This window comes from Ruegeria sp. AM5 (assembly GCF_056540645.1).
On record NZ_JBQFXC010000004.1, the window covers coordinates 64,898 to 85,091 of the forward strand.

15 protein-coding genes are annotated in these 20,194 nt (G+C 57.2%); 5 read left to right on the top strand and 10 right to left on the bottom strand.

Annotation, left to right across the window (positions count from 1 at the left end; translation table 11 throughout):
- Nucleotides 1–33: 33 nt before the first annotated feature.
- Nucleotides 34–666, top strand: a complete 633-nt coding sequence (locus ACR0AH_RS11855) for a class I SAM-dependent methyltransferase (protein WP_480592080.1) — start codon at nt 34–36, stop codon at nt 664–666.
- On the opposite strand, the gene ACR0AH_RS11860 is transcribed toward ACR0AH_RS11855, so the two are convergent.
- The 7 genes from ACR0AH_RS11860 to ACR0AH_RS11890 all read right to left on the bottom strand — a co-directional run bounded on the left by ACR0AH_RS11860 (nt 663) and on the right by ACR0AH_RS11890 (nt 6,697).
- Nucleotides 663–1,043 carry a DUF2237 family protein gene (locus tag ACR0AH_RS11860; RefSeq protein WP_170397502.1) on the bottom strand — a complete coding sequence of 127 codons (381 nt, stop codon included), beginning with the start codon at nt 1,041–1,043 and terminating at the stop codon, nt 663–665. The two genes, ACR0AH_RS11855 and ACR0AH_RS11860, sit on opposite strands and share 4 nt — an antisense overlap.
- Nucleotides 1,044–1,052: 9 nt before the next feature.
- Nucleotides 1,053–2,216 carry a serine hydrolase domain-containing protein gene (locus tag ACR0AH_RS11865; protein ID WP_480592082.1) on the bottom strand — a complete coding sequence of 388 codons (1,164 nt, stop codon included), beginning with the start codon at nt 2,214–2,216 and terminating at the stop codon, nt 1,053–1,055.
- A gap of 72 nt (nt 2,217–2,288) precedes the next feature.
- Nucleotides 2,289–2,972 carry an aminoacyl-tRNA hydrolase gene (gene pth / locus ACR0AH_RS11870; protein ID WP_170397497.1) on the bottom strand — a complete coding sequence of 228 codons (684 nt, stop codon included), beginning with the start codon at nt 2,970–2,972 and terminating at the stop codon, nt 2,289–2,291.
- Nucleotides 2,973–3,102: 130 nt separating this feature from the next.
- Nucleotides 3,103–3,756: a 50S ribosomal protein L25/general stress protein Ctc gene (locus ACR0AH_RS11875; RefSeq protein ID WP_170397494.1), complete on the bottom strand. Its 654-nt coding sequence runs from the start codon at nt 3,754–3,756 to the stop codon at nt 3,103–3,105.
- A gap of 254 nt (nt 3,757–4,010) precedes the next feature.
- Nucleotides 4,011–5,177, bottom strand: a complete 1,167-nt coding sequence (locus ACR0AH_RS11880) for an alpha-hydroxy acid oxidase (RefSeq protein WP_170736549.1) — start codon at nt 5,175–5,177, stop codon at nt 4,011–4,013.
- A gap of 163 nt (nt 5,178–5,340) precedes the next feature.
- Entirely contained in the window at nt 5,341–6,132 is a 792-nt protein-coding gene (trpA, locus tag ACR0AH_RS11885; protein ID WP_170424377.1) for a tryptophan synthase subunit alpha, read from the bottom strand.
- Nucleotides 6,133–6,211: 79 nt separating this feature from the next.
- Nucleotides 6,212–6,697 carry an acyloxyacyl hydrolase gene (locus tag ACR0AH_RS11890; protein WP_480592084.1) on the bottom strand — a complete coding sequence of 162 codons (486 nt, stop codon included), beginning with the start codon at nt 6,695–6,697 and terminating at the stop codon, nt 6,212–6,214.
- 202 nt (nt 6,698–6,899) lie between these two features.
- On the opposite strand from ACR0AH_RS11890, the gene ychF reads away from it, so the two are divergent.
- Nucleotides 6,900–7,997: a redox-regulated ATPase YchF gene (gene ychF, locus ACR0AH_RS11895; RefSeq protein WP_170799757.1), complete on the top strand. Its 1,098-nt coding sequence runs from the start codon at nt 6,900–6,902 to the stop codon at nt 7,995–7,997.
- Nucleotides 7,998–8,025: 28 nt separating this feature from the next.
- On the opposite strand, the gene ACR0AH_RS11900 is transcribed toward ychF, so the two are convergent.
- Nucleotides 8,026–8,454: a DUF4275 family protein gene (locus tag ACR0AH_RS11900; RefSeq protein WP_480592086.1), complete on the bottom strand. Its 429-nt coding sequence runs from the start codon at nt 8,452–8,454 to the stop codon at nt 8,026–8,028.
- A gap of 269 nt (nt 8,455–8,723) precedes the next feature.
- Between ACR0AH_RS11900 and ACR0AH_RS11905 the strand changes: the two genes are divergently transcribed.
- The 3 genes from ACR0AH_RS11905 (at nt 8,724) to fdhF (ending at nt 14,192) form a co-directional block, all read left to right on the top strand.
- Nucleotides 8,724–9,605 (top strand): LysR family transcriptional regulator, encoded by an 882-nt coding sequence (locus tag ACR0AH_RS11905; protein WP_480592088.1) that lies wholly within the window; start codon nt 8,724–8,726, stop codon nt 9,603–9,605.
- Nucleotides 9,606–9,690: 85 nt separating this feature from the next.
- Entirely contained in the window at nt 9,691–11,394 is a 1,704-nt protein-coding gene (locus tag ACR0AH_RS11910) for an NAD(P)H-dependent oxidoreductase subunit E (protein WP_480592090.1), read from the top strand.
- Nucleotides 11,395–11,405: 11 nt separating this feature from the next.
- Nucleotides 11,406–14,192 (top strand): formate dehydrogenase subunit alpha, encoded by a 2,787-nt coding sequence (gene fdhF, locus ACR0AH_RS11915; RefSeq protein ID WP_480592092.1) that lies wholly within the window; start codon nt 11,406–11,408, stop codon nt 14,190–14,192.
- Between the two features lie 47 nt (nt 14,193–14,239).
- Here the strand turns inward: fdhF and ACR0AH_RS11920 are convergent, their stop codons facing one another.
- Nucleotides 14,240–18,322, bottom strand: coding sequence for a translocation/assembly module TamB domain-containing protein (locus ACR0AH_RS11920; RefSeq protein ID WP_480592094.1), 4,083 nt, complete (start codon nt 18,320–18,322; stop codon nt 14,240–14,242).
- Complete coding sequence (locus tag ACR0AH_RS11925; RefSeq protein WP_170626495.1) at nt 18,322–20,127, bottom strand: autotransporter assembly complex protein TamA; 1,806 nt, start codon at nt 20,125–20,127, stop codon at nt 18,322–18,324. Before ACR0AH_RS11925 ends, ACR0AH_RS11920 begins: the two co-directional genes overlap by 1 nt.
- Between the last annotated feature and the right edge of the window lie 67 nt (nt 20,128–20,194).

Consider the following 20,194-nt stretch of genomic DNA (forward strand, 5'->3'; position numbering starts at 1 on the left):
GCGCCTTTGAGGAACTGTGCCAGTTTGCATTGCATGTGCAGTGTTTCCTCAAAGGCCGGACCCGACCGACTTGACCAGAAATACGATCAGGCCGCCCCGGGCTGGGCAGACAAGATGCGTCTGCTGGGGTATTTCGATGCCTATCTGGGTTTTCTATCCTCGGACCCGCAGGTCGAATTGGGCCGTAACGCACTGGATATCGGGTGCGGTACAGGAGCCTTTGCCGAAGCACGCGCCGTGATTCGGCGCGAAGGGCATGTGACGCTTTTGGAACCTTCGGCCCGAATGCTGCAACTGGCAGGGTCAGCGTTGCAACGGCGCGGTGGAAACGCCGAGACTGTCCAATCGCGCTTGGAAGAGTTCCATCCGGCATCCCGTTTTGACCGCCTGTTGGCTGCGCATGTTCTGGAGCATTGCGTTGATCCGATAGATGCTTTGCGCCGCATGCGCGATCTGGCTGAACCGGGTGCAACGCTTTGGTTGGTAGTCAGCAAGCCACATTGGTGTAATGCGATCATCTGGTTCCAATGGCGGCACCGAACCTATCGACCGGATATTGTGGCGGAGATGCTCGCGCGTTCGGGCTGGGATCTGCAGGCCGAGCATGGCTTTCCAACCGGGCCGCCGTCGCGCACGTCTCGCGGATATCGGGCGATCGCCATCTAGTGCTCGTCTTCAGCGCGCTGCATTTTTAGAATATGGAGAGGTACGATATCCAGCGCCCTCTGGTGCGTGGCTTCAAGGTGCACCTTGGGCGCGCATCCCTCGTCATGGGCTTGCAAAAAGCGCCCCGCACACAAGCACCAGCGATCACCAGGCTTGAGCCCAGGAAAATCGAATTCAGGCCGGGGTGTGCTCAGGTCATTTCCGACATATTTCGAATAAGCCAGAAACTCTGCCGTCATCACGGCGCAGACCGTATGGCTTCCCTGATCCTCGGGGCAGGTGTTGCAGGCACCGTCGCGAAAGAAACCGGTTAATGGTTTGCGCGAGCAAGGCGCGAGCACGCCGCCCAGAACATTGATGCTGTCTTGCTTCTGCATGATGGTATCTTACAGGCTTCGCGCAATTTTGCGGAACATTTCTATGTTCTGCTCACCGACACCGGGATCGCGGAACATTCGGTCTGCGCCCGTCGTGACAATCAAAACCCCACGTGGCTGGTCGAAGTAAATGTACTGCCCATACACGCCCCGCGCCATGAATTCACCTTCATGGGCACCGATCGGAATCCACCATTGATAGCCATACCCTATCTTGCCCGGTTCGGTCGGTGCGCTTGGCCAAGTAGCTGCGTCGATCCAATCCGCGGGTACAATCTGCCGTCCATCGCGTTCGCCATCCTGCAAAATCAACTGCCCGAACCGGGCAAAATCGCGCGTTGTGAAGTTGAGACCACCCAGAACAAATGCAACGCCTGCTCCATCGGTGATGTAATAACCTTCTCGCTCCAACCCCAGCGGTGCGATCACTTTCTCGGTCAGTAACTCTGCAACGCTGCGTCCTGTTGCCCCCCGGATGACCATTCCGATCACATGAGTATCGATCGACACATATTGCCATGTTTCACCCGGCGCGACGAAACTGTCCTTCAACGAAGCCGCGAAGTCGTCCAGTTCACCTCCCAGCGCCACGACGCGGCCCATGCGATTGATGTCGGAATTATAGTCCAAATAATCCTCGTCAAAGGTCACGCCGCTGGCCATGTTCAACACGTTGCGGATCGTGGCGGTCTCATAGGCGCTGCCCTTGAGGTCAGGTGCGTATTGCACAACCGGATCGTCGAGCGAGTTGATCGCGCCTTCATCCAGCAAAATACCGAGCAAGGCAGACAGATAGCTTTTAGCAATTGACCACGAGATCCTGCGATCATCCGGCCCGGTGTCCAGATAGTATTCTTCGAAGCGAATTTCTCCGTCCTGCATCACCAACAGGGATGTTACCGAGCGATCTTCGATCCACTGGTCTGTTCCATCGGGAAGATCGAAACCAGGCCCATACGGCAGCTCCCAGGTCGGGCCATTGCCACGCGACAGAGTGACCGTAAGAAAGGCTTCGTCCATATGCGAAAAGTTGTGGACGATCTTTTCTTCTGAAAACAGCGAATTCACCGCCATCAGGCGCTGGATTTCCTCGCGTTTCCAAAATCCGACAACCGCCGCTGCCAATGCCAAGGTCAACAGGATACGCAGCAGCCATCTGAGCGCTGTTTTCATTCGACACCTCTCTTTTCCTCTGACATTGGACTTTGGCCTGAGGCTTTGCGCAAGCGCAACGTTGCGGAATGATTATCTGAATTTATCCAGCAGCTTTTGCATGGCCGAACGCTCATCGGGCGCTGAAACGGCTTCGGCGGCAGCTTTGGGGGGCGTATCAGGTTTAGTGGGCTGCTTCGATGATCTGGGCGGAGCAGTGCGCAGGGCAACGGCATTCATGAATTTCCCGCTTTCGTCATCGGCAAGATAAGTGGCACCGTCCGAGACGCCGCGCAGCACGTCATCCAGCCAGTCCGCATCCGCCTTTGCAAAGTCGCTTAGAACATAAGGCGAGACCATTTCTTTGCGGCCCGGATGACCGATACCCAGCCGCACGCGATCATAGGCCGGGCTGATATGGTCGTGGATCGACCGCAACCCGTTATGGCCTGCGTGGCCACCGCCTGCCTTAACGCGCACTTTACCGGGTGCCAAGTCCAGCTCATCATGAAAGACGGTCACGTCCGTCGAGTCGAGCTTGTAGAAGCGCATTGCCTCTCCTACTGACTGGCCAGAGCGGTTCATGAAGGTTTGCGGCTTGACTAGCAGCACTTTCTGGCCGCCTAGACGTCCTTCGGCAATTTCAGCCTGGAACTTGGACTTCCATGGACCAAAGTTGTGATCTTCGGCAATTCGCTCTAACGCCATGAAGCCGATATTGTGCCGGTTGCGAGCGTATTTTGATCCCGGATTTCCCAAACCGACAAACAGTTTCATCGCTTTGTCCCTTACAGTCTCGCGTCGTTATCTCATTGCATGGATCAGGGGATGTTTTCCAGCCCCGTACACGCAAAAGAAAACGGGGCCCCAGATGGCGCCCCGTTTCAAATCTGGATTTGATCCGGATTTATTCTTCTTCCTGGCCGATGACTTCAACTTCATCTGCAGCCACTTCTTCCTCATCACCCTCTTCGTCGTCGCTGGTCGACAGACCGGTGGGTGCCGAGACGTTGGCGATCACGAAGTCACGATCGATGGTGGGCTTGGTGCCTTCGGGCAGCACAACCGAAGAGATGGTGACAACGTCGTTGATTTCCATGCCAGTAAGATCAACAGTGATCTTCTCAGGAATGTCACCGGCGGTGCAGAGCAGTTCAACCTCGGGGCGGACAACGGTCAGAACGCCACCCTTTTTGATACCGGGGGCTTCTTCTTCGTTGATGAATTCAACGGGGATGAACAGCGCGATCTTGGTGGTCCGACGCAGGCGCATCAGGTCCAGGTGGGTCGGCAGGTCTTTGACAACGTCACGCTGGACATCGCGGCAGATGACGCGCACGTCTTCGTGACCTTCGACTTTCAGGTTCCACAGGGTCGACTTGAACCGGCCTGCTTTCAGGCGCTTGAACAGTACGTTGAACGGGATCTGGATCGGCAGCGGCTCTTTATCGCCACCAAAAACAATGCCCGGAACCATGCCATCGCGGCGTGCTTGACGAGCGGCGCCCTTGCCTGTCCCCGTCCGTTCCAGAGCTACGAGATCAGGAATCTCTCCAGCCATGATAATTCTCCAATGTTAGGGCGGGCATCCTCCAAGGCTGTATGCCCGCGTGAAGCCGCGTCCTTAGCTTGATTCAGTTGGTTTGGAAAGGGCTTTTTGTAGCCCGAGGAATTTTGCGAGGCTCTGCCTCGCGCTCCGAGGTATTTACGGCCAGATGAAGGACGGATCCTCTGCTTCATCTGGCTGCAAGTACCTTGAACGAGACGCTCAATGGGCGGCCATGCGGCGTCTCCATCTACGTGGGAGGCGTAGGATCAAGCCTGCCAGCGACCGCCAAAGTCTTCCGGGACTAGAAGATTGTGGCGCCCAAGATCGGCTACGTTGCGTTCACCGCAAAGTGCCATCGTTGTATCGAGCTCTTTCTGGATCACTTCCAATGCTGTTGTCACGCCTTTCTGACCCATTGCACCCAGCCCATAGACAAAGGCGCGACCAATAAAGGTGCCCTTGGCCCCAAGCGCCAGAGCTTTCAGCACGTCTTGCCCTGAACGGATGCCGCTATCCAGATGCACTTCGACACCACTGCCGACGGCATCCATGATCTCGGGCAGAACCCGGATCGAGCTGAGCGCACCATCCAGCTGCCGTCCACCATGGTTTGAGACAACAATTGCATCTGCGCCAAGCTTTGCAGCCATTTTGGCATCTTCGGCATCAAGAATGCCCTTAAGGATCACCTTGCCGCCCCATTGTTCCATCAGTTTCTCGACTTTGCCCCAGTCGAGGCTGGGATCGAATTGCTCGGCGGTCCATGTGCCCAGCGAGCGCGTATCTGTGATGCTATCGACATGACCGACGATATTCCCGAATTCTCGGCGCTTGGCACCTAGCATCTCGATGCCCCAGGCCCATTTCGTCATCAGGTTGGCGATGGTCTTGGGGGTCAGCTTTGGCGGCGCAGATAGGCCATTCTTCAGGTCCTTGTGTCGTTGGCCAAGGATTTGCAGATCAAGCGTAATGACAAGGGCCGAGCATTTCGCATCCTTCGCGCGCTGGATCAGTCGCCCGACATAGTCCTGATCTTTCATAGTGTAGAGCTGAAACCAGAAAGGGGCCGAAGTGTTTTCAGCAACATCTTCGATCGAATTGATCGACATGGTCGACAGTGTGAAGGGTACACCAAAGGCTTCGGCGGCTTTGGCCGCTTTGATCTCACCATCCGCGTGCTGCATTCCTGTCAGGCCTACCGGAGCCAATGCAACGGGCATGGATACATCCTGCCCGATCATCTGCGATGCGGTCGAGCGCCCTGTCATGTCTACGGCGACCCGTTGGCGCAGGCGGATATCTTCGAAATCCGACGTATTCTCGCGGAAGGTTTGTTCGGTCCAGCTGCCGCTTTCTGCATAGTCAAAAAACATGCGCGGAACGCGACGCTCATAGATCCGTTTGAGGTCTTCGATATTGGTAATGACTGGCATTGATCAGGCTCTCGCAGGATTGGTTAAGTTTCTTTACCAATTATTTTGAAACACTGCAATGCCCGCTTGCTGCGGTTGGTTGCCGCGTGGTCAAAACAAAAAACACCGCAGTAGGCGGTGCGCCTGCTGCGGTGAAGAACCATCTGAAAATGGAAAGAAATTGTTAGGCGGAGTGCGCGCCATCTGACAGTGTTTTGACAAAATCCAGAACCTCGGTCACCGGTTTTCCGGAACCGATCTGGCTGACAATGGCAGATCCAACTACCGCGCCATCGGATACACTCGCGATGTTGCGAGACTTTTCTGGCGTATTGATGCCGAAACCGACGATCACGGGCAAATCAGTTGCAGCTTTGATCCGAGCGACCTCGGGCCCAACATCGGTTGCCTGCGCTTCGGCAGCACCGGTTATGCCGGTAATCGATACATAATACACAAAGCCGGATGTGTTTTGCAGTACGCGAGGCAAGCGTTGGTCATCGGTCGTCGGCGTCGCCAAGCGGATGAAGTTCAGCCCGGCAGCTTGCGCGGGCAGACAAAGCTCTTCGTCCTCTTCGGGGGGCAGGTCGACGACGATCAGCCCGTCGATCCCCGCTGATTTTGCATCTGCCAAAAAATTCTCGACACCTCGGCTGTAGATCGGATTGTAATATCCCATCAGCACGATCGGTGTGGTGTCATCGGATTCACGAAAGGCGCGGGCCAAATCCAGAGTGCGTTGCAATGTCATTCCACCATCCAACGCCCGTTGGCCAGCAGCCTGAATGGTCGGGCCATCGGCCATGGGATCGGTAAAGGGCAGGCCCAACTCGATGACGTCGACACCTGCGCCGGGCAAACCCTTCACGACCTCCAGCGAAGTGTCATAGTCGGGATCTCCGGCCATGACATAAGCTACAAATGCCTTTTTGCCTTGCTTTTGCAGGGCGTCGAATTTGGCGTCGATACGGGTCATCGGAAATCCTTGCACTCGGGTTTGGACCTGATGTGCAGAAACTTTCGCTGAAAATCAATCCCGCTTGGTGGGCTTCCGATCAGAAGGCGAAATGGTATCTCAGCAAAAGTGCATTTACACCTGGGTTGTCTTCCTGCGTGCTGGCGTTGGATATATGAGTGATAGCGGCAGACAGTTTGTTGCCGCTTTCCAGCGTATAGCCAAGGCCCAGTAAGCTGCGTATCTGAAAGCTGCCGCCCAGATCATTCAGTTCGTTGGATTCACTATAGTATCCCGGCATGACACTGCCCTCGATGAACCAACGGTCCGCAAAAGTGTAAAGCCCGATCAGGCCCGCGCCAACATGCGTGTCACCGTCGGTATCAACAGACAGGGCCGCACCCCAGGTGGCGCTGAAACGGGTCGCTTCGTAGAAAGAGCGATGCTGGTATTCCAGCGAAACAATCGCCTGATCTTCGCTCTCAGCGCTGGAATAATCTGCGTAGCCTGCTCCGAAAATGATGGATTGGGCTTGTGCTGCAGTAGCGGCTGTCAGCGCAAAAGCTAGAATAACAAGGGATTTCATTTTTACCTACTATGTCCGTCATTCGTTGGTATTGGTTTTATTGAGGAATGTAGGTGCATGTTTTCAATGGACGCAAGAACACAAATCGATGTCGATTTTGTGATGTGGCAGAATAGACTCGCGGCAGTGTTCAGGCACTTTGCCTTGCGCATTGCACCGGACCTGCCTAGAAGCGGCGCTCGAATGGTATCAGGAGGCCGTCATGGGCTTTAAAATGGGAATCGTGGGTTTGCCGAATGTTGGCAAGTCGACTCTCTTCAACGCACTGACCAAAACTGCGGCAGCTCAGGCGGCGAATTTCCCGTTCTGCACCATCGAACCCAATGTGGGGGATGTCGCCGTTCCTGATGACCGGCTGGATAAACTGGCGGCGATTGCGTCCTCGAAACAGATCATTCCAACCCGCATGACCTTTGTGGATATCGCGGGGTTGGTGAAAGGGGCCTCGAAAGGCGAGGGGCTGGGCAACCAGTTCCTGGCAAACATCCGCGAGACCGACGCGATTGCCCATGTGCTGCGTTGTTTCGAAGATGGTGACGTGACCCATGTGGATGGCCGCGTTGATCCGGTGGCCGATGCCGATACGATCGAAACCGAGCTGATGCTGGCCGATCTGGAAAGCATCGAAAAGCGTCGCGCCAATCTGGTGCGCAAGCTGAAGGGCAATGACAAAGAAGCGCAACAGCAGGACCGCCTGCTGGCCGAGGCGCAGGAGATGCTGGAAAACGGCAAGCCAGCGCGTCTGGTTGAAGTGTCTGATGAAGACGCCAAGGCATGGAAAATGCTGCAACTTCTGACCACCAAGCCGGTGCTTTATGTCTGCAACGTGTCCGAAGAAGAGGCCGCCGAAGGCAACGAGTACTCTGCCAAAGTCGCTGAGATGGCTGCAGCGCAAGGTAATGCTCATGTCATTATCAGTGCCAAGATCGAGGAAGAGATCAGCCTTCTGGAAGACGACGAGGCACAGATGTTCCTAGAGGAAATGGGCCTGGAAGAGCCCGGCCTCGACCGTCTGATCCGTGCCGGTTACGACCTGCTCAAGCTGGAAACCTATTTCACCGTCGGCCCGAAAGAGGCCCGGGCCTGGACCATCCGCACCGGCACCGCCGCACCACAGGCCGCAGGTGTCATCCACGGAGACTTTGAGAAGGGCTTCATCCGCGCCGAGACTATCGCCTATAACGACTACATCGCTGCCAATGGCGAGCAAGGTGCCAAAGAGGCGGGTAAGATGCGGGCCGAAGGGAAGGGCTACATCGTCAAGGATGGCGATGTGATGCACTTTTTGTTCAACACCTGAGAAGCCACCAAAGCAGCCACTGCTCAGCTCATAACCTCGGATTTTCTGCGAAGAACGGGCCGATATCGGGTTGCTCGTGTGTGAATGCCATTGTCCACTTCATGTTGTGGTGGGCTACGTAGATATCCGCGCCAAAAGATGTGAAATCTGGATATGTTTCTGAGACGCAGCGATACGACCATTTGATATCTTCATCAAAGATAACATACGCGGCAGGCCACTGGTTCTTATAGGCATTTAAAGCGTCATCGCCCGCCCGCGCGATTTGAAACCCGTAACTGAAACCATGCCAGCGAAAGCGATTGTGAATCCCGGAACCGGTTGATTTCTTTACGTTCCCGGCGAATGTCTGATGCCAGCATTGAACAACCTCACCACCTCCTTTGGAATTGAGAGGATCAAAATCGACGCATTCACGCACCAAGAAGTCCTCAATTTGGTTTCTCGTAAGGTTCATGGAATAATTCGGTTCTATGTTGTTGTTAAACCGGCATATCGCGCGTTATGGCGAAGTGTCAAAACCGCTCAGGTGGCAAGATGCGATCCTGTTAGTTTCATTTGGGCTGGAACAGCAGTTCGGCAGGCTCAACCACCCGAGTATTGCATGTATCTGAAGCGCCGATCCTGTGGCAGCCAACAAATTGACGATGCTCGCATCTCACACATTTCTCTCGTGCAGAAATGTGGTTAGTTTGGATTTTGACCTGATACTTGAGACAGCTCTAGATGATCGAAATCCGCGACCTGCAATTGCTCAGCGCATTGGCGCGGCATCGTCATTTCGCTAAGGCAGCTGAGGAATGCGGGATTTCACAGCCTGCGTTCTCGATGCGAATCCGAAACCTGGAGGATCGGCTGGGTGTCTCCATCGTTCGCCGTGCAAACCGATTTCAGGGGCTGACCGAAGAGGGCGAGATGATTGTTCAGCGCGCGCGGCGCATTCTCGACGACACCAAGGCTTTGGAACAACAGGTGCTCGCTGCAAAGGGTGAGATCACCGGCACGCTTATTTTGGGTGTGATCCCTACAGCGATTGCCTTCACCGGGCGTCTTACGAAGCGGTTGCGCGATGCGCATCCACGTATCGTGACCCGGATTGAAACAATGTCTGCAACGGCCATTCAGCACCGGTTGGACGAAGGAAGTCTGGATGCTGGCATCACTTATGGCGACAGTATCGGTACCGATCTACGGCAAGTGCAGCGCTTGTACGAAGAAACTTATGTCCTATTGGTCCCGTCGCATATGACCGATGAGACAGGCCCGATCCCATGGGCCCGCGTGGCCGAGTTTCCCCTGAGCCTGCTGGAACCACAGATGCAGAACCGGCGGATTCTGGATCGGATATTCGCCGAACAGGGCTTGCACCCGGATATTGTGGCCGAGACCAGCGGATTCACTGCCTCGATGGTCATGGCACGCGAGGGGCTAGCGGCCACCGTGATTCCACGCGTGCTGGTGCGGGCGCTGGGCGACCTGAAGGACACAAGGGTGCTGTCCCTGATCGAACCCGTGGTGAGCAAGCCGATTTGTCTGGCCACGCTCACTCGTGACCCGGAATTGCCCACGGTCGCGGCCTTACACACAGTGATGGCGTCTTTGCGGTGATAAGCTGTCGTTATCGTGCGATTGAAATATGCGATTTGACGATATGCTAGTCTGATGAGACACGGGGCCTCAATCGGAGGGCATCATGGCACCATTAGACACCAAGCCATCAGGCGCGCCAAAGGGCGTCTGGAAGTCAGGTAAAGGCAAGGGGCGGCACACGCCCAAAGGCCGTCAATTCTCGGACGAGGCACAAGCAGAAATTGCACGTCTGCTGGGCGACCGCCCGCGACGTCGCGATCTGCTGATTGAATTTCTGCATTTGATTCAGGACGCACACGGCCATATCAGCGCCGACCACATCGCCGCTCTGGCGGTTGAGATGCGGATCGGGCAGGCTGAGATTTACGAAACCGCTACCTTCTACGCCCATTTCGATGTGGTGAAAGAGGGTGAAACGCCTCCTCCGGCGTTGACGATCCGTGTGTGCGATTCGCTGTCCTGCGAATTGGCCGGTGCCCAGCAGCTGCAAAAAGCGCTGGAAGAGGGTTTGGATGCCTCGCAGGTCCGCGTTGTCCGTGCGCCCTGCATGGGACGCTGCGACACCGCTCCAGTGCTGGAGATCGGTCACAACCACATCGACCACGCGACCCCCGAAAAGGTGCAGGCCGCGATTGCGGCGAATGACACCCACGCCCATCTGCCCGATTACGAAGCCTTTGCGGTTTATGAAGCCAATGGCGGCTACGCCAAACTGAAAGAGCTGCGCGAGGGCGGCGATTGGGAGAAGGTGCAGGAAGACGTACTGTCCTCGGGCCTGCGTGGTCTGGGCGGCGCTGGCTTCCCGTCGGGCAAGAAATGGGGCTTTGTTCGCATGAATGAAGGCCAGCGTTATCTGGCTGTCAACGGCGATGAGGGCGAGCCTGGGACATTCAAGGACCGCTACTATCTTGAGCGCACGCCGCATGTCTTCCTCGAAGGGATGCTGATCGCCGCTTGGGCCGTCGAGGCAGAGACCTGCTTTATCTATATGCGCGACGAATACCCGGCAGTTCTGGAAATCCTGCGTCGTGAGATTACCGCGCTCGAACAAGCCGGGATCGTCGAAGAAGGCTATATCGACCTGCGCCGTGGTGCTGGCGCTTACATCTGCGGTGAAGAATCCGCGATGATCGAGTCGATCGAAGGCAAAAAAGGACTGCCGCGTCATCGTCCTCCGTTCGTGGCGCAGGTTGGGGTCTTTAACCGTCCGACCTTGGTGCACAATGTCGAGACGCTCTATTGGGTGACCAAAGTTTGCCGTGAAGGGCCTGAATGCCTTAACAGCACCGAAAAGAACGGTCGCAAGGGTTTGCGTAGCTATTCGGTCTCGGGTCGTGTCGCAAAGCCGGGCGTTTACCTTCTGCCCGCTGGCTCGACCATTCTGGACGTGATCGAGGCTGCCGGAGGTATGGCCGGGGGCCAGACCTTCAAGGCTTATCAGCCGGGTGGTCCATCCTCGGGTCTGTTGCCTGCATCGATGGATGACATCCCGCTGGATTTCGACACGTTGCAACCGCATGGCACCTTCATCGGGTCCGCTGCGGTTGTGGTTCTGTCCGATCAGGACACCGCACGCAATGCGGCACTGAACATGCTGCGCTTCTTCGAAGACGAAAGCTGCGGCCAGTGCACGCCCTGCCGTGCAGGCTGCGAAAAGGCGGTCAAGCTGATGCAAGCCGACAAATGGGATCAGGAACTGCTGGAAGACCTGTGTCAGGTCATGGGCGATGCCTCGATCTGCGGTCTGGGGCAGGCGGCCCCGAACCCGATCCGCCTGGTCATGAAACATTTCGCTGACGAAATCTGAGGGAGACAGCCATGCTTGATGCAAGCCCAAACAAGACCGTCACCTTCAACCTGAATGGCGAAGATGTCACCGTGCCCGAGGGCTGGACCATCTGGGAAGCCGCAATGGGGCAGGGGTTCACTATCCCTCACCTGTGTCACAAGCCGCAACCCGGTTACAAACCCGACGGCAATTGCCGTGCCTGCATGGTCGAGGTAGAAGGCGAGCGCACGCTGGTCGCCTCGTGCATCCGTCCGGCAGCCGACGGCATGGTGGTTAAGACCGACAGCGACCGGGCCGAGAAATCGCGCGCGATGGTCATGGAGCTGTTGGTCGCGGATCAGCCTGAGGAAGCGCACGACACCTCCAGCCACTTCTGGGATATGGCCAAGCTGAACCATGTCAGCGACAGCCGTTTCCCGGCGAAGGAGGCCGAGAAAATCCCGCTGTTGGATGACAGCCACGTTGCGATGCGCGTCAATCTGGACGCCTGCATCAACTGCAACCTCTGCGTCCGGGCCTGCCGCGACGTGCAGGTCAACGATGTGATTGGTATGGCCGGTCGTGGCCACACAGCGCAGGTGGTGTTCGACCAGAACGACCCGATGGGTGCTTCGACCTGTGTGGCTTGTGGTGAATGCGTGCAGGCCTGCCCGACCGGTGCTTTGATGCCAGCAACCGTACTGGATGACCAGCAGCGAGGCGACAGCAAGGACTACGACTCGGAAACGGAAAGCGTCTGCCCGTTCTGCGGCGTGGGCTGTAAGGTTTCGCTCAAGGTCAAAGACGGTAAGGTGAAGTATGTCGAGGGCATCAACGGCCCCGCAAACGAAGGTCGTCTGTGCGTCAAAGGCCGCTTTGGCTTTGACTACATTCACCATCCGCATCGCCTGACCAAGCCGCTGATCCGTCGCGAGGATGCTCCAGCCAAGGGATTGAACGTCGATCCCGGCAACCTGGATACCCATTTCCGTGAAGCAACGTGGGAAGAGGCGATGGATTTGGCCGCGACCAAGCTGATAGACTTGCGCGACGAAGACCCGCGCAGCGTTGCAGGCTTCGGCTCGGCCAAGTGCACCAACGAAGAAGCCTATCTGTTCCAGAAGTTCATCCGTCAGGGCTTCCGCCACAACAACGTCGACCACTGCACCCGTCTGTGCCACGCGTCATCTGTTGCGGCCCTGATTGAGAATGTGGGCTCGGGTGCTGTGACCGCGACCTTCAACGAGATCGAAAACGCGGATGTGGCGATCATCATCGGGGCCAACCCGATTGAAAACCACCCTGTCGCTGCGACCTACTTCAAGCAGTTCACCAAACGTGGTGGCAAGCTGATCGTTATGGACCCGCGCGGCGTTGGGATGCGCAAGTTTGCTGATGAGATGCTTCAATTCCGTCCGGGTGCGGATGTCTCGATGCTGAACGCGATCATGAACGTGATCGTGGAAGAAGAGCTCTATGACAGCCGGTACATCCACCGCTGGACCGAAAACTGGGAAGCCGAAAAAGAACACCTGCGCCAGTTCACGCCTGAGGCTATGTCGCCGATCTGTGGCATCGAACCGGATCAACTGCGCCGAGTGGCGCGCACCTTTGCACAAGCCAAGGCCGGTCTGATTTTCTGGGGTATGGGTGTCAGCCAGCACATCCACGGCACCGACAACTCGCGCTGCCTGATCTCGTTGGCTCTGATGACCGGCAATGTTGGTAAACCCGGTGCGGGTCTTCACCCGTTGCGCGGTCAGAACAACGTGCAAGGTGCCTCAGACGCGGGCCTGATCCCGATGTTCCTGCCGGACTATCAGTCCGTTAGCGACGACGGCATTCGGGCCAAGTTCACCAACGTCTGGAATGACGACCGCGACTTCTCGAACGAGAAGGGGCTGACCGTCACCGAGATCATCGATCAGGCTTATGCGGGCAAAATCAAGGGTATGTACATCCAGGGGGAAAACCCCGCCATGTCCGACCCCGATGTGAGTCACGCGCGCGACGCGCTGGCTAAGCTGGAACTGATGATCGTGCAGGATATCTTCCTGACCGAAACGGCGAACTATGCCGACATCATTCTGCCCGCCTCAGCGCTCTATGAGAAGAACGGCACCGTGTCGAACACCAACCGTCAGGTACAGCGTGTGCGACCTGCCGTTAACCCTCCGGGCGAAGCGCGCGAGGATTGGAAGATCACCGTTGAGCTGGCGCAGCGGATCGGTTTGAACTGGGATTATTCCGATGTTTCTCAGGTCTTTGCTGAGATGAAGCTGACGATGAATTCGCTCGACAACATCACGTGGGAACGGCTTGAGACGGAGACGATAACTTATCCGTCACTGTCCGAGACAGACCCAGGTCAGGCGATTGTGTTCGGCGATGGTTTCCCACGTGCGGATGGTCGCGCCCGGTTCACGCCAGCCAGTGTCATCCCACCGGATGAGGCCCCGGATGATGAATACCCGATGATCGCCACCACTGGGCGCCAGCTGGAGCATTGGCATACGGGGTCGATGACCCGCCGGTCCAACGTTCTGGATGCCGTGGAACCTGAAGCGAACTGCTCGATGAACCCGCGTACATTGAAACTGATGGGGATTGAGCCGGGCGATATGATTCGTCTGACTACTCGCCGCGGTTCGATTGAAATCATGGTGCGGGCCGACCGGGCGATTGCCGAGGATATGGTGTTCATCCCGTTCGCCTATGTCGAGGCGGCGGCGAATATCCTGACCAACTCGGCCATCGATCCTTATGGCAAGATCCCCGAGTTCAAGTTCTCGGCAATTCGCGTCGAAAAGATCGCAGACGCCGTCGCGGCAGAATAGTCTTCAATCAACTGAAAAAAGGCGGCCCTTTGGGGTCGCCTGTATTTTCAGTAGTCGCGTTCGAAAAAGATACCCAAACCCGTCTCGCCCCGGCCATCCACCGTGCCGCGAACCGTGAAGCTGTCGGTGACGTCGAGGTTCAAGTTCACCTCGGTGTCACCTTCGGTATTGACGGTGAAATCGGTGTAGAGATTGTCGCTTAGATATGCGCCCGCACCAAGGCTGCCGCCACCGCCCTCAGTCGCGCCAAGGTCGATAGTGTCCAGGCCCGTGGCCTCGCGCACCCCTTTGGTAGTATCCCCGCCGGCGCCGCTGAGTTGGGCCAATGAGGCCGCCATCTGCGCAATGACAAACGGTGACAGTTCTGAGAACCGGTTGCCGAACAAGAGCATTGCAAGCGCTTCCTCGGTCGGGCGTTCAGGATCTGAGAAAACGTCGACCTCGGGTGAGTCCAGCGGCCCGGCGATCTCGATCGTTGCGGTGCCGTCCGAGGTGCTGGAGGACGATTCAAACTCGATATATGGCGTCAGGTCACCCTGCAGAGTGACCACACCCTTAGTCAGCGCAAGGCGGCGACCAAGGATATCGATATTACCGCGGATAAGCTCAATCTGGCCTGACGGCACAACAGAAGTTGTAGTTCCACCAATTTGTATGCGACCGCCCAGTTCCGCGTTCACGCCGCGTCCTCGGACAAAAACTGCCTTGGGTGCAAGCAATCCGATGTCGAGCGACATGCGCGAGTTGCTTTTAGTCTCATCCTCGGTTTCCACCAGATTGGCGCGTTCCCGCGTTACAAAACCGGCACGGCTTTCGTTCAGGTGTTGGATCGTCGGAATTGGTGCTGCGCCAACTGCTCCTGCGGCGGCTGCAAGATTGATGTTGGTTTCGCCAAAGTTGATCTGCCCGGCCAGCGAACTGTTACCGGCCAATGCCCCGGTCAGGGCGATCTGACCGTTCAATGTGGTCTCATAGAGCAGCTTGTCTGTCAGCACGAGATTGTTGAGCGCCGTGGTTATCTGGGCGTTGAAGGGTGGGGTCAGATCAATCGGGCCGTTGACGGTAAACTCTCCGCCCGCGCGTAACCCACCCTGCAGTGCAATCGTGGCGCGGCTTTGCGCGATGTTTACGGAACCCCCGATGCCAGTGATTGTCTGTCCCACATCGGGCAAGGCCATCGACGCGCCGGATGTTGAAATCGTTCCGCTAAGCGCATCCAGCGCAGGTGCCCCTTTCAGGGCCAGATCGAACCGGGCAGTACCGGCCAGATTGTTGGGAGAGATAAATGCATTGGCGATACCGATGTTGACACCGCCCTGCATCTTCAGGTCCGCTTCGCCGCTGGTTTCGTTAAAGGTCCCGGCAACCGTTGTATTGATATCGGCGGGGCCATTAGCCTTTGCGTCGATGGTCCACATCCCGGCGTCGCGGCGGGCGGTACCACTGGCGGCGACGGTTCCGGGGAAATCGGGCACAAAACGTTCGACCCGATTCAGGCGGGCGTCAAAATTTAGATCCGCGGTGCCACCGGTTTCTACGGTTCCGGTTAAATTGGCGTACGAGCTATCAGGTCCCTGCAGGCGCGCATTGCCTTCCAAACCGGACCCTGTCGGGGCGACGTTGCCATCCAGCGTGAGCGGCCCGGACAATGTGGAAGATAGACGGCCGATGTCGTCCAGCATGGCCGAGAAATCGAGGCCACCGGCCTCCCGATCCAATCGGCCCGATGCATCTGCGGTCAGCGCGGTTCCGTTCAGACTGAAAGTGCGGATGTTCAGCCCCTGATCATCGTTGGCGGCATCCACGTTCAGCGTGGTTCGTCCCTGTACCAACGCATCTACGGCTTGGATACCCGTGGCAAGGTCGTCTGCGCTCAGGTTGCCTTTGATATCAAAGGCCTTGCTGCTTTGCGCGGCCCGACCGGTGACGTCGGCATCAATCGACCCGGCCAGATCAAGCCCGGCGAGGCCGGAGAACAAAGACAGGTCGGGGGCGTTCAGCTTGGCGCTTCCATCCACCGCGATGTTTCCGGTGGGGTCATCGATGGATGCGCCTACCTCAGCAGTAATAGCAGCACTTTTGACCGTGGCGTTTCGAATAACGATTTGGTTGCCCGAATGCGCACCGTCCAGATTGATTGATGTCCGGCCTTTCAACAGCGGGTCGAACTCGCTCATCCCGGTTTCGATATTTGTTCCGATCACGCTGGCTTGGCCGTCGAATTCCAACGTCTGTACGGTGCCTTTGCCATCCAGCCGGGCCTGTAATGCGCCCGCCAGATCACGCTGTGCGATGCCTGAGAACACCGCCAGATTTGGGGCGTTCACGCTGGCCTGACCGTCAATCGTCAGATTGCCATTTGGCGTCGTGACCGTGCCGCTGGCCTGCGCTGTCAGAGCGTCGCCGTTCACGGTGAAATCGCGAATTGTTACCCCTTCGGTGTCGCGTTTGGCATCCAGAACGATTTCGGTTTCACCCGTGATCATTGGATCAATATCGTCACGCCCGGTCACCAGATCACGACCATTCACCGTGACCTTGCCGTCAAAGCTGCGTTCCAGTGGCGAGCCCTTGCCAGCCACCTGTATCGAAGCTTCGCCACCAAGTTGAAGCTGAGCCAGGTCCGAGAACCGCGACAGGTCGGTCGCCTGCAGCAGTGCCGTGCCATCAACCTGCAACCCGGTCGCAAGCCCGCTGATCAACGCATCAGCGTCTAGGGTATAGTCGCTGCCGACCAGTTCGACCCCGGACAATTGCAATGTCTGGTCGCTACCGTACTCGAACTGTCCATCCAGTGTGATCTGATTTCCGACGGCGGCATTCAGTGCGGCATCTGTCAGATCAATGCCATCCAGCACAGCCTGCAGATCGCCATCGACCGACAGCCCGCTGGATTGATCTAGCGTGCCTTGCCCGCTGATCCGTGCATGATCGAGGTTCAGGTTGGGGGTTTCAATCTTGTTGGTCGTCAGGCTCAGGTCCCAGAGGTTGCCATTCTCGGTATTGTACAAGGCCGAAATCTGAGCCGCGCCGATTGACGTATCGCCGCCGCTGACGGGCAGAACGACCTTGTCACCTTCCGGCGGCGTGATACGACCTTGCAGGGCGACCAGTTTCAGAACACCACCCGAAGCAAGGCTGAGTTCGCTTTTGAGGTCCAGCGCTTCCGAGGTAATCTCGATATCCGATATATCCAGCGCCCCGTCAGAATGGGTGCGCCCATCTACAAACAGCCGTGTGTCGGTACCGAAGAACGTGTCCATCTCTTCGGCCAGAAACGGCGTCAGGTCGCCTCCGACATCGGCAGTAAACGCGATTCCATCGGAAGCGTTGCCACTCTCTTCGGCTGTGCGCAGTCGTACCTGACCGGACACGCGAAGCTGCTGATCGCTGCTTAGACCGATATCAGCATTAAAATCCGTTATCGGCCCCGAGCCTTTTGCAGTCAGCTCAAGCGGCGGGGCATCGGGGATGGACAGGGCCGTTGCGATCAGACCGCCTGATTCTTCGGCTACGGTCAAGTCCAGATCGATCTGGCGGCTGTCGTTCTGAAAGCCTGCTTTCAGATCAATCGTGTCCCCGGCGCGGTCCAGTCGGTCGATATCCAGCGTAGTATCCAGTGTTCCATCAGCCAGCGATAGGTTGCCGTTCACGGCAAGCTCGGCAGCGATGCCGATCAGCGGCTCACCTAAAGACAGGTCATCGACGCGCAGCTCTCCGATTTCGATCGAAACCGGAAGCTCAGGTAGTTGGAAGGGTTGGGTTTCGGCTGAAGGGGGCGGTGCGTCCTTTGTTGTTGTACCGGGTGCGCGGGCGATATCGATTTCCTGCGCCGATAGTGTGTTGACCGAGAACCGACCGCGCAGCAGTGCCAATCGGTTCCAGTCCAATTCAGCGTTTTTAATGGTGAGCCAGACGCCGTCGTCATCGGCGACTGTGATTTCCTGAATCGTCGCACGCGAACTTAAGGCACCTTCAAGGCCGATCACCCGCACATTCTGATCATCACCGGACAGGGTATCTTGCAGAAACTGCTCGATCATGCTGCCGCCCTCGTCCTGAGCGGTCGCCGCGATGGGAACGGTGATCGCTGCTGAACTTAGCAACAAGGGATATACAACGCGACGCATCAAAAGGCCTGCCCGATCCCGAGGTAGAATTGCAGCCCGTCACCCGTATCGCCCTGAACCGGCACCGCAAGGTCAAAGCGCAAGGGCCCGAAGCCGCCCAGATCATAACGGATTCCAAGGCCCGCGCCAGAATGCTCTTCCGCGCCGCTGCCGATGAATGAGGACGTGTCGACCACACCGTAGTCATAAAACCCAACCAACGAGATTGCGTCAGTGACTTTGCCTCGGACCTCGGCTGAGAGCCCCAGAAAGGATTTGCCACCGGCGACACCATCCCCGACGGGGATACCTAGGCTTTCAAATGGCTGACCCCGTACTGTACCGGCACCACCCGAGAAGAACAGGAAATCTGGAGTCACACCATCTGCCGGAGGTCCGAGGACCGATCCCAACTGCACCCGGCCTGCCAACACCAGCCGACCGGCGGTGCCCAGATCGTTATAGGCGCGACCGTCAAAGAACATTCTCAGGCCGGTATCCGACCCGGAGAACCCGACAAAGGGCATGACTTGCGAGTCTAGATAATAACCGCGCGTCGCGCTGACCTTGCTGTCGCGTTCATCCCATTCTGACCGGAACGGAAGAATGAAGTATCGAAACTTGCGCCCATCGCCATAGGCGTCATCTGCGTCCGACCATTGGAAACCTGCCGAGGCTTCGGCGTAGAGGCGGTCAGAGAATGTGCGGCGTGCACCATAGGCAAGCGAGGCGACGGTGACGTTGTAGTTTTCGGTATTGCGCCGTTCCAGCAGGGCGCTCCAGAATGTATTGTCGTCAGGGCCCAGACGATCAGGTTGATCCAGCCGCAGACCAATGCGTCCATCGATATCCTCGGCACCGCCGATATTGCGGATTGCCGCCTCGAACCGCAGCCTTTCGGCTCGCCGGAAAACGTTTCGATGGGTCCACGTAGCTGTAAGATCAACCCCGTCGCGCGAGGCAATCTCGGCCCCAAAGGTCAGGCGGCGCGGTGGCAGGTCTTCAAACGTCGCGTCGAAATCAAGCGTGCCATCCGGGTTGGGTTCTTCATGTTCCTTGAGCGAAACCGTAGCGAATGTGCCGGTACGCCGCAGGCGGGTGCCAACCTTTTGGACCTGTTCAGGCGAATAAACCTCACCCGACGGGAAGCCTGCGACTTTCTCGATCGACCGATGGCGGACATTTGTATCGCCCTGAATGATCATTTTGCCGAACCGCAACCTTGGCCCCGGAGCCAGATCAATTGTCGCGTCCAGCCGTGCCTGCGCATGGCGCGCTATTACTTTCTGATCTTCCACTTCCGCCTTGGCATGGCCTGTATCGCGCCAGCCCTGCACCCCGGCCGAAGCCGCCTGTTGGATCGCTCCGGTGGTCGCGGTCTTGCCCGTGGCGAACTCTTCGGGCAGTTCCGTGCCCGGTGCCAGCGGTTGCACGACAGCCGTTCCGAACTTGAACTTCCGTCCCGGTGTGACAAGGATGGTCGCCCGTTTGAATTGGGCTGGAACGTTCAGCGAATTGATTTTGGCGGCTTCCTGCCCGTCAAGCTTGATGCTGACGACGGGGCTGAAATAGCCTTCGTCGTACATGATCTGAACGATGGTGCGGTAGTCGGACAAAGCTGCCGACAGTATTTCCAGTGACGTATCAAGACCACGCGATTCCGAGGTGAAGATGGATGAAGTCTCTTCCAAGCGGTCGACCAGATCTTCAGATGCACCAGGGGCGGATAGGGTCGTTTCTAGCGCGGTAGCAAGATTGGGGGACAAGGCCACAAACGCACCAAAAAGCCAGCCTCTCAGATCGCTGCGCGGTCTGCTCCCTGTCATTGTCTGGCTCCAACTGCCCCAAGTCGAAATCGCTATGGCCGCGAAACAAAACGAATGCGGCGTGTTG

What these genes read in the sequence shown, in the direction of transcription:
- ACR0AH_RS11910 (WP_480592090.1), top strand. Translation starts at nt 9,691, where the DNA reads ATGGCACCATTAGACACCAAGCCATCAGGCGCGCCAAAGGGCGTCTGG.
- ACR0AH_RS11925 (WP_170626495.1), bottom strand. Translation starts at nt 20,127, where the DNA reads ATGACAGGGAGCAGACCGCGCAGCGATCTGAGAGGCTGGCTTTTTGGT.
- pth (WP_170397497.1), bottom strand. Translation starts at nt 2,972, where the DNA reads ATGAAACTGTTTGTCGGTTTGGGAAATCCGGGATCAAAATACGCTCGC.
- ychF (WP_170799757.1), top strand. Translation starts at nt 6,900, where the DNA reads ATGGGCTTTAAAATGGGAATCGTGGGTTTGCCGAATGTTGGCAAGTCG.
- ACR0AH_RS11880 (WP_170736549.1), bottom strand. Translation starts at nt 5,177, where the DNA reads ATGCCAGTCATTACCAATATCGAAGACCTCAAACGGATCTATGAGCGT.
- ACR0AH_RS11890 (WP_480592084.1), bottom strand. Translation starts at nt 6,697, where the DNA reads ATGAAATCCCTTGTTATTCTAGCTTTTGCGCTGACAGCCGCTACTGCA.
- ACR0AH_RS11905 (WP_480592088.1), top strand. Translation starts at nt 8,724, where the DNA reads ATGATCGAAATCCGCGACCTGCAATTGCTCAGCGCATTGGCGCGGCAT.
- ACR0AH_RS11900 (WP_480592086.1), bottom strand. Translation starts at nt 8,454, where the DNA reads ATGAACCTTACGAGAAACCAAATTGAGGACTTCTTGGTGCGTGAATGC.
- ACR0AH_RS11920 (WP_480592094.1), bottom strand. Translation starts at nt 18,322, where the DNA reads ATGCGTCGCGTTGTATATCCCTTGTTGCTAAGTTCAGCAGCGATCACC.
- trpA (WP_170424377.1), bottom strand. Translation starts at nt 6,132, where the DNA reads ATGACCCGTATCGACGCCAAATTCGACGCCCTGCAAAAGCAAGGCAAA.
- fdhF (WP_480592092.1), top strand. Translation starts at nt 11,406, where the DNA reads ATGCTTGATGCAAGCCCAAACAAGACCGTCACCTTCAACCTGAATGGC.
- ACR0AH_RS11865 (WP_480592082.1), bottom strand. Translation starts at nt 2,216, where the DNA reads ATGAAAACAGCGCTCAGATGGCTGCTGCGTATCCTGTTGACCTTGGCA.
- ACR0AH_RS11875 (WP_170397494.1), bottom strand. Translation starts at nt 3,756, where the DNA reads ATGGCTGGAGAGATTCCTGATCTCGTAGCTCTGGAACGGACGGGGACA.
- ACR0AH_RS11860 (WP_170397502.1), bottom strand. Translation starts at nt 1,043, where the DNA reads ATGCAGAAGCAAGACAGCATCAATGTTCTGGGCGGCGTGCTCGCGCCT.
- ACR0AH_RS11855 (WP_480592080.1), top strand. Translation starts at nt 34, where the DNA reads ATGTGCAGTGTTTCCTCAAAGGCCGGACCCGACCGACTTGACCAGAAA.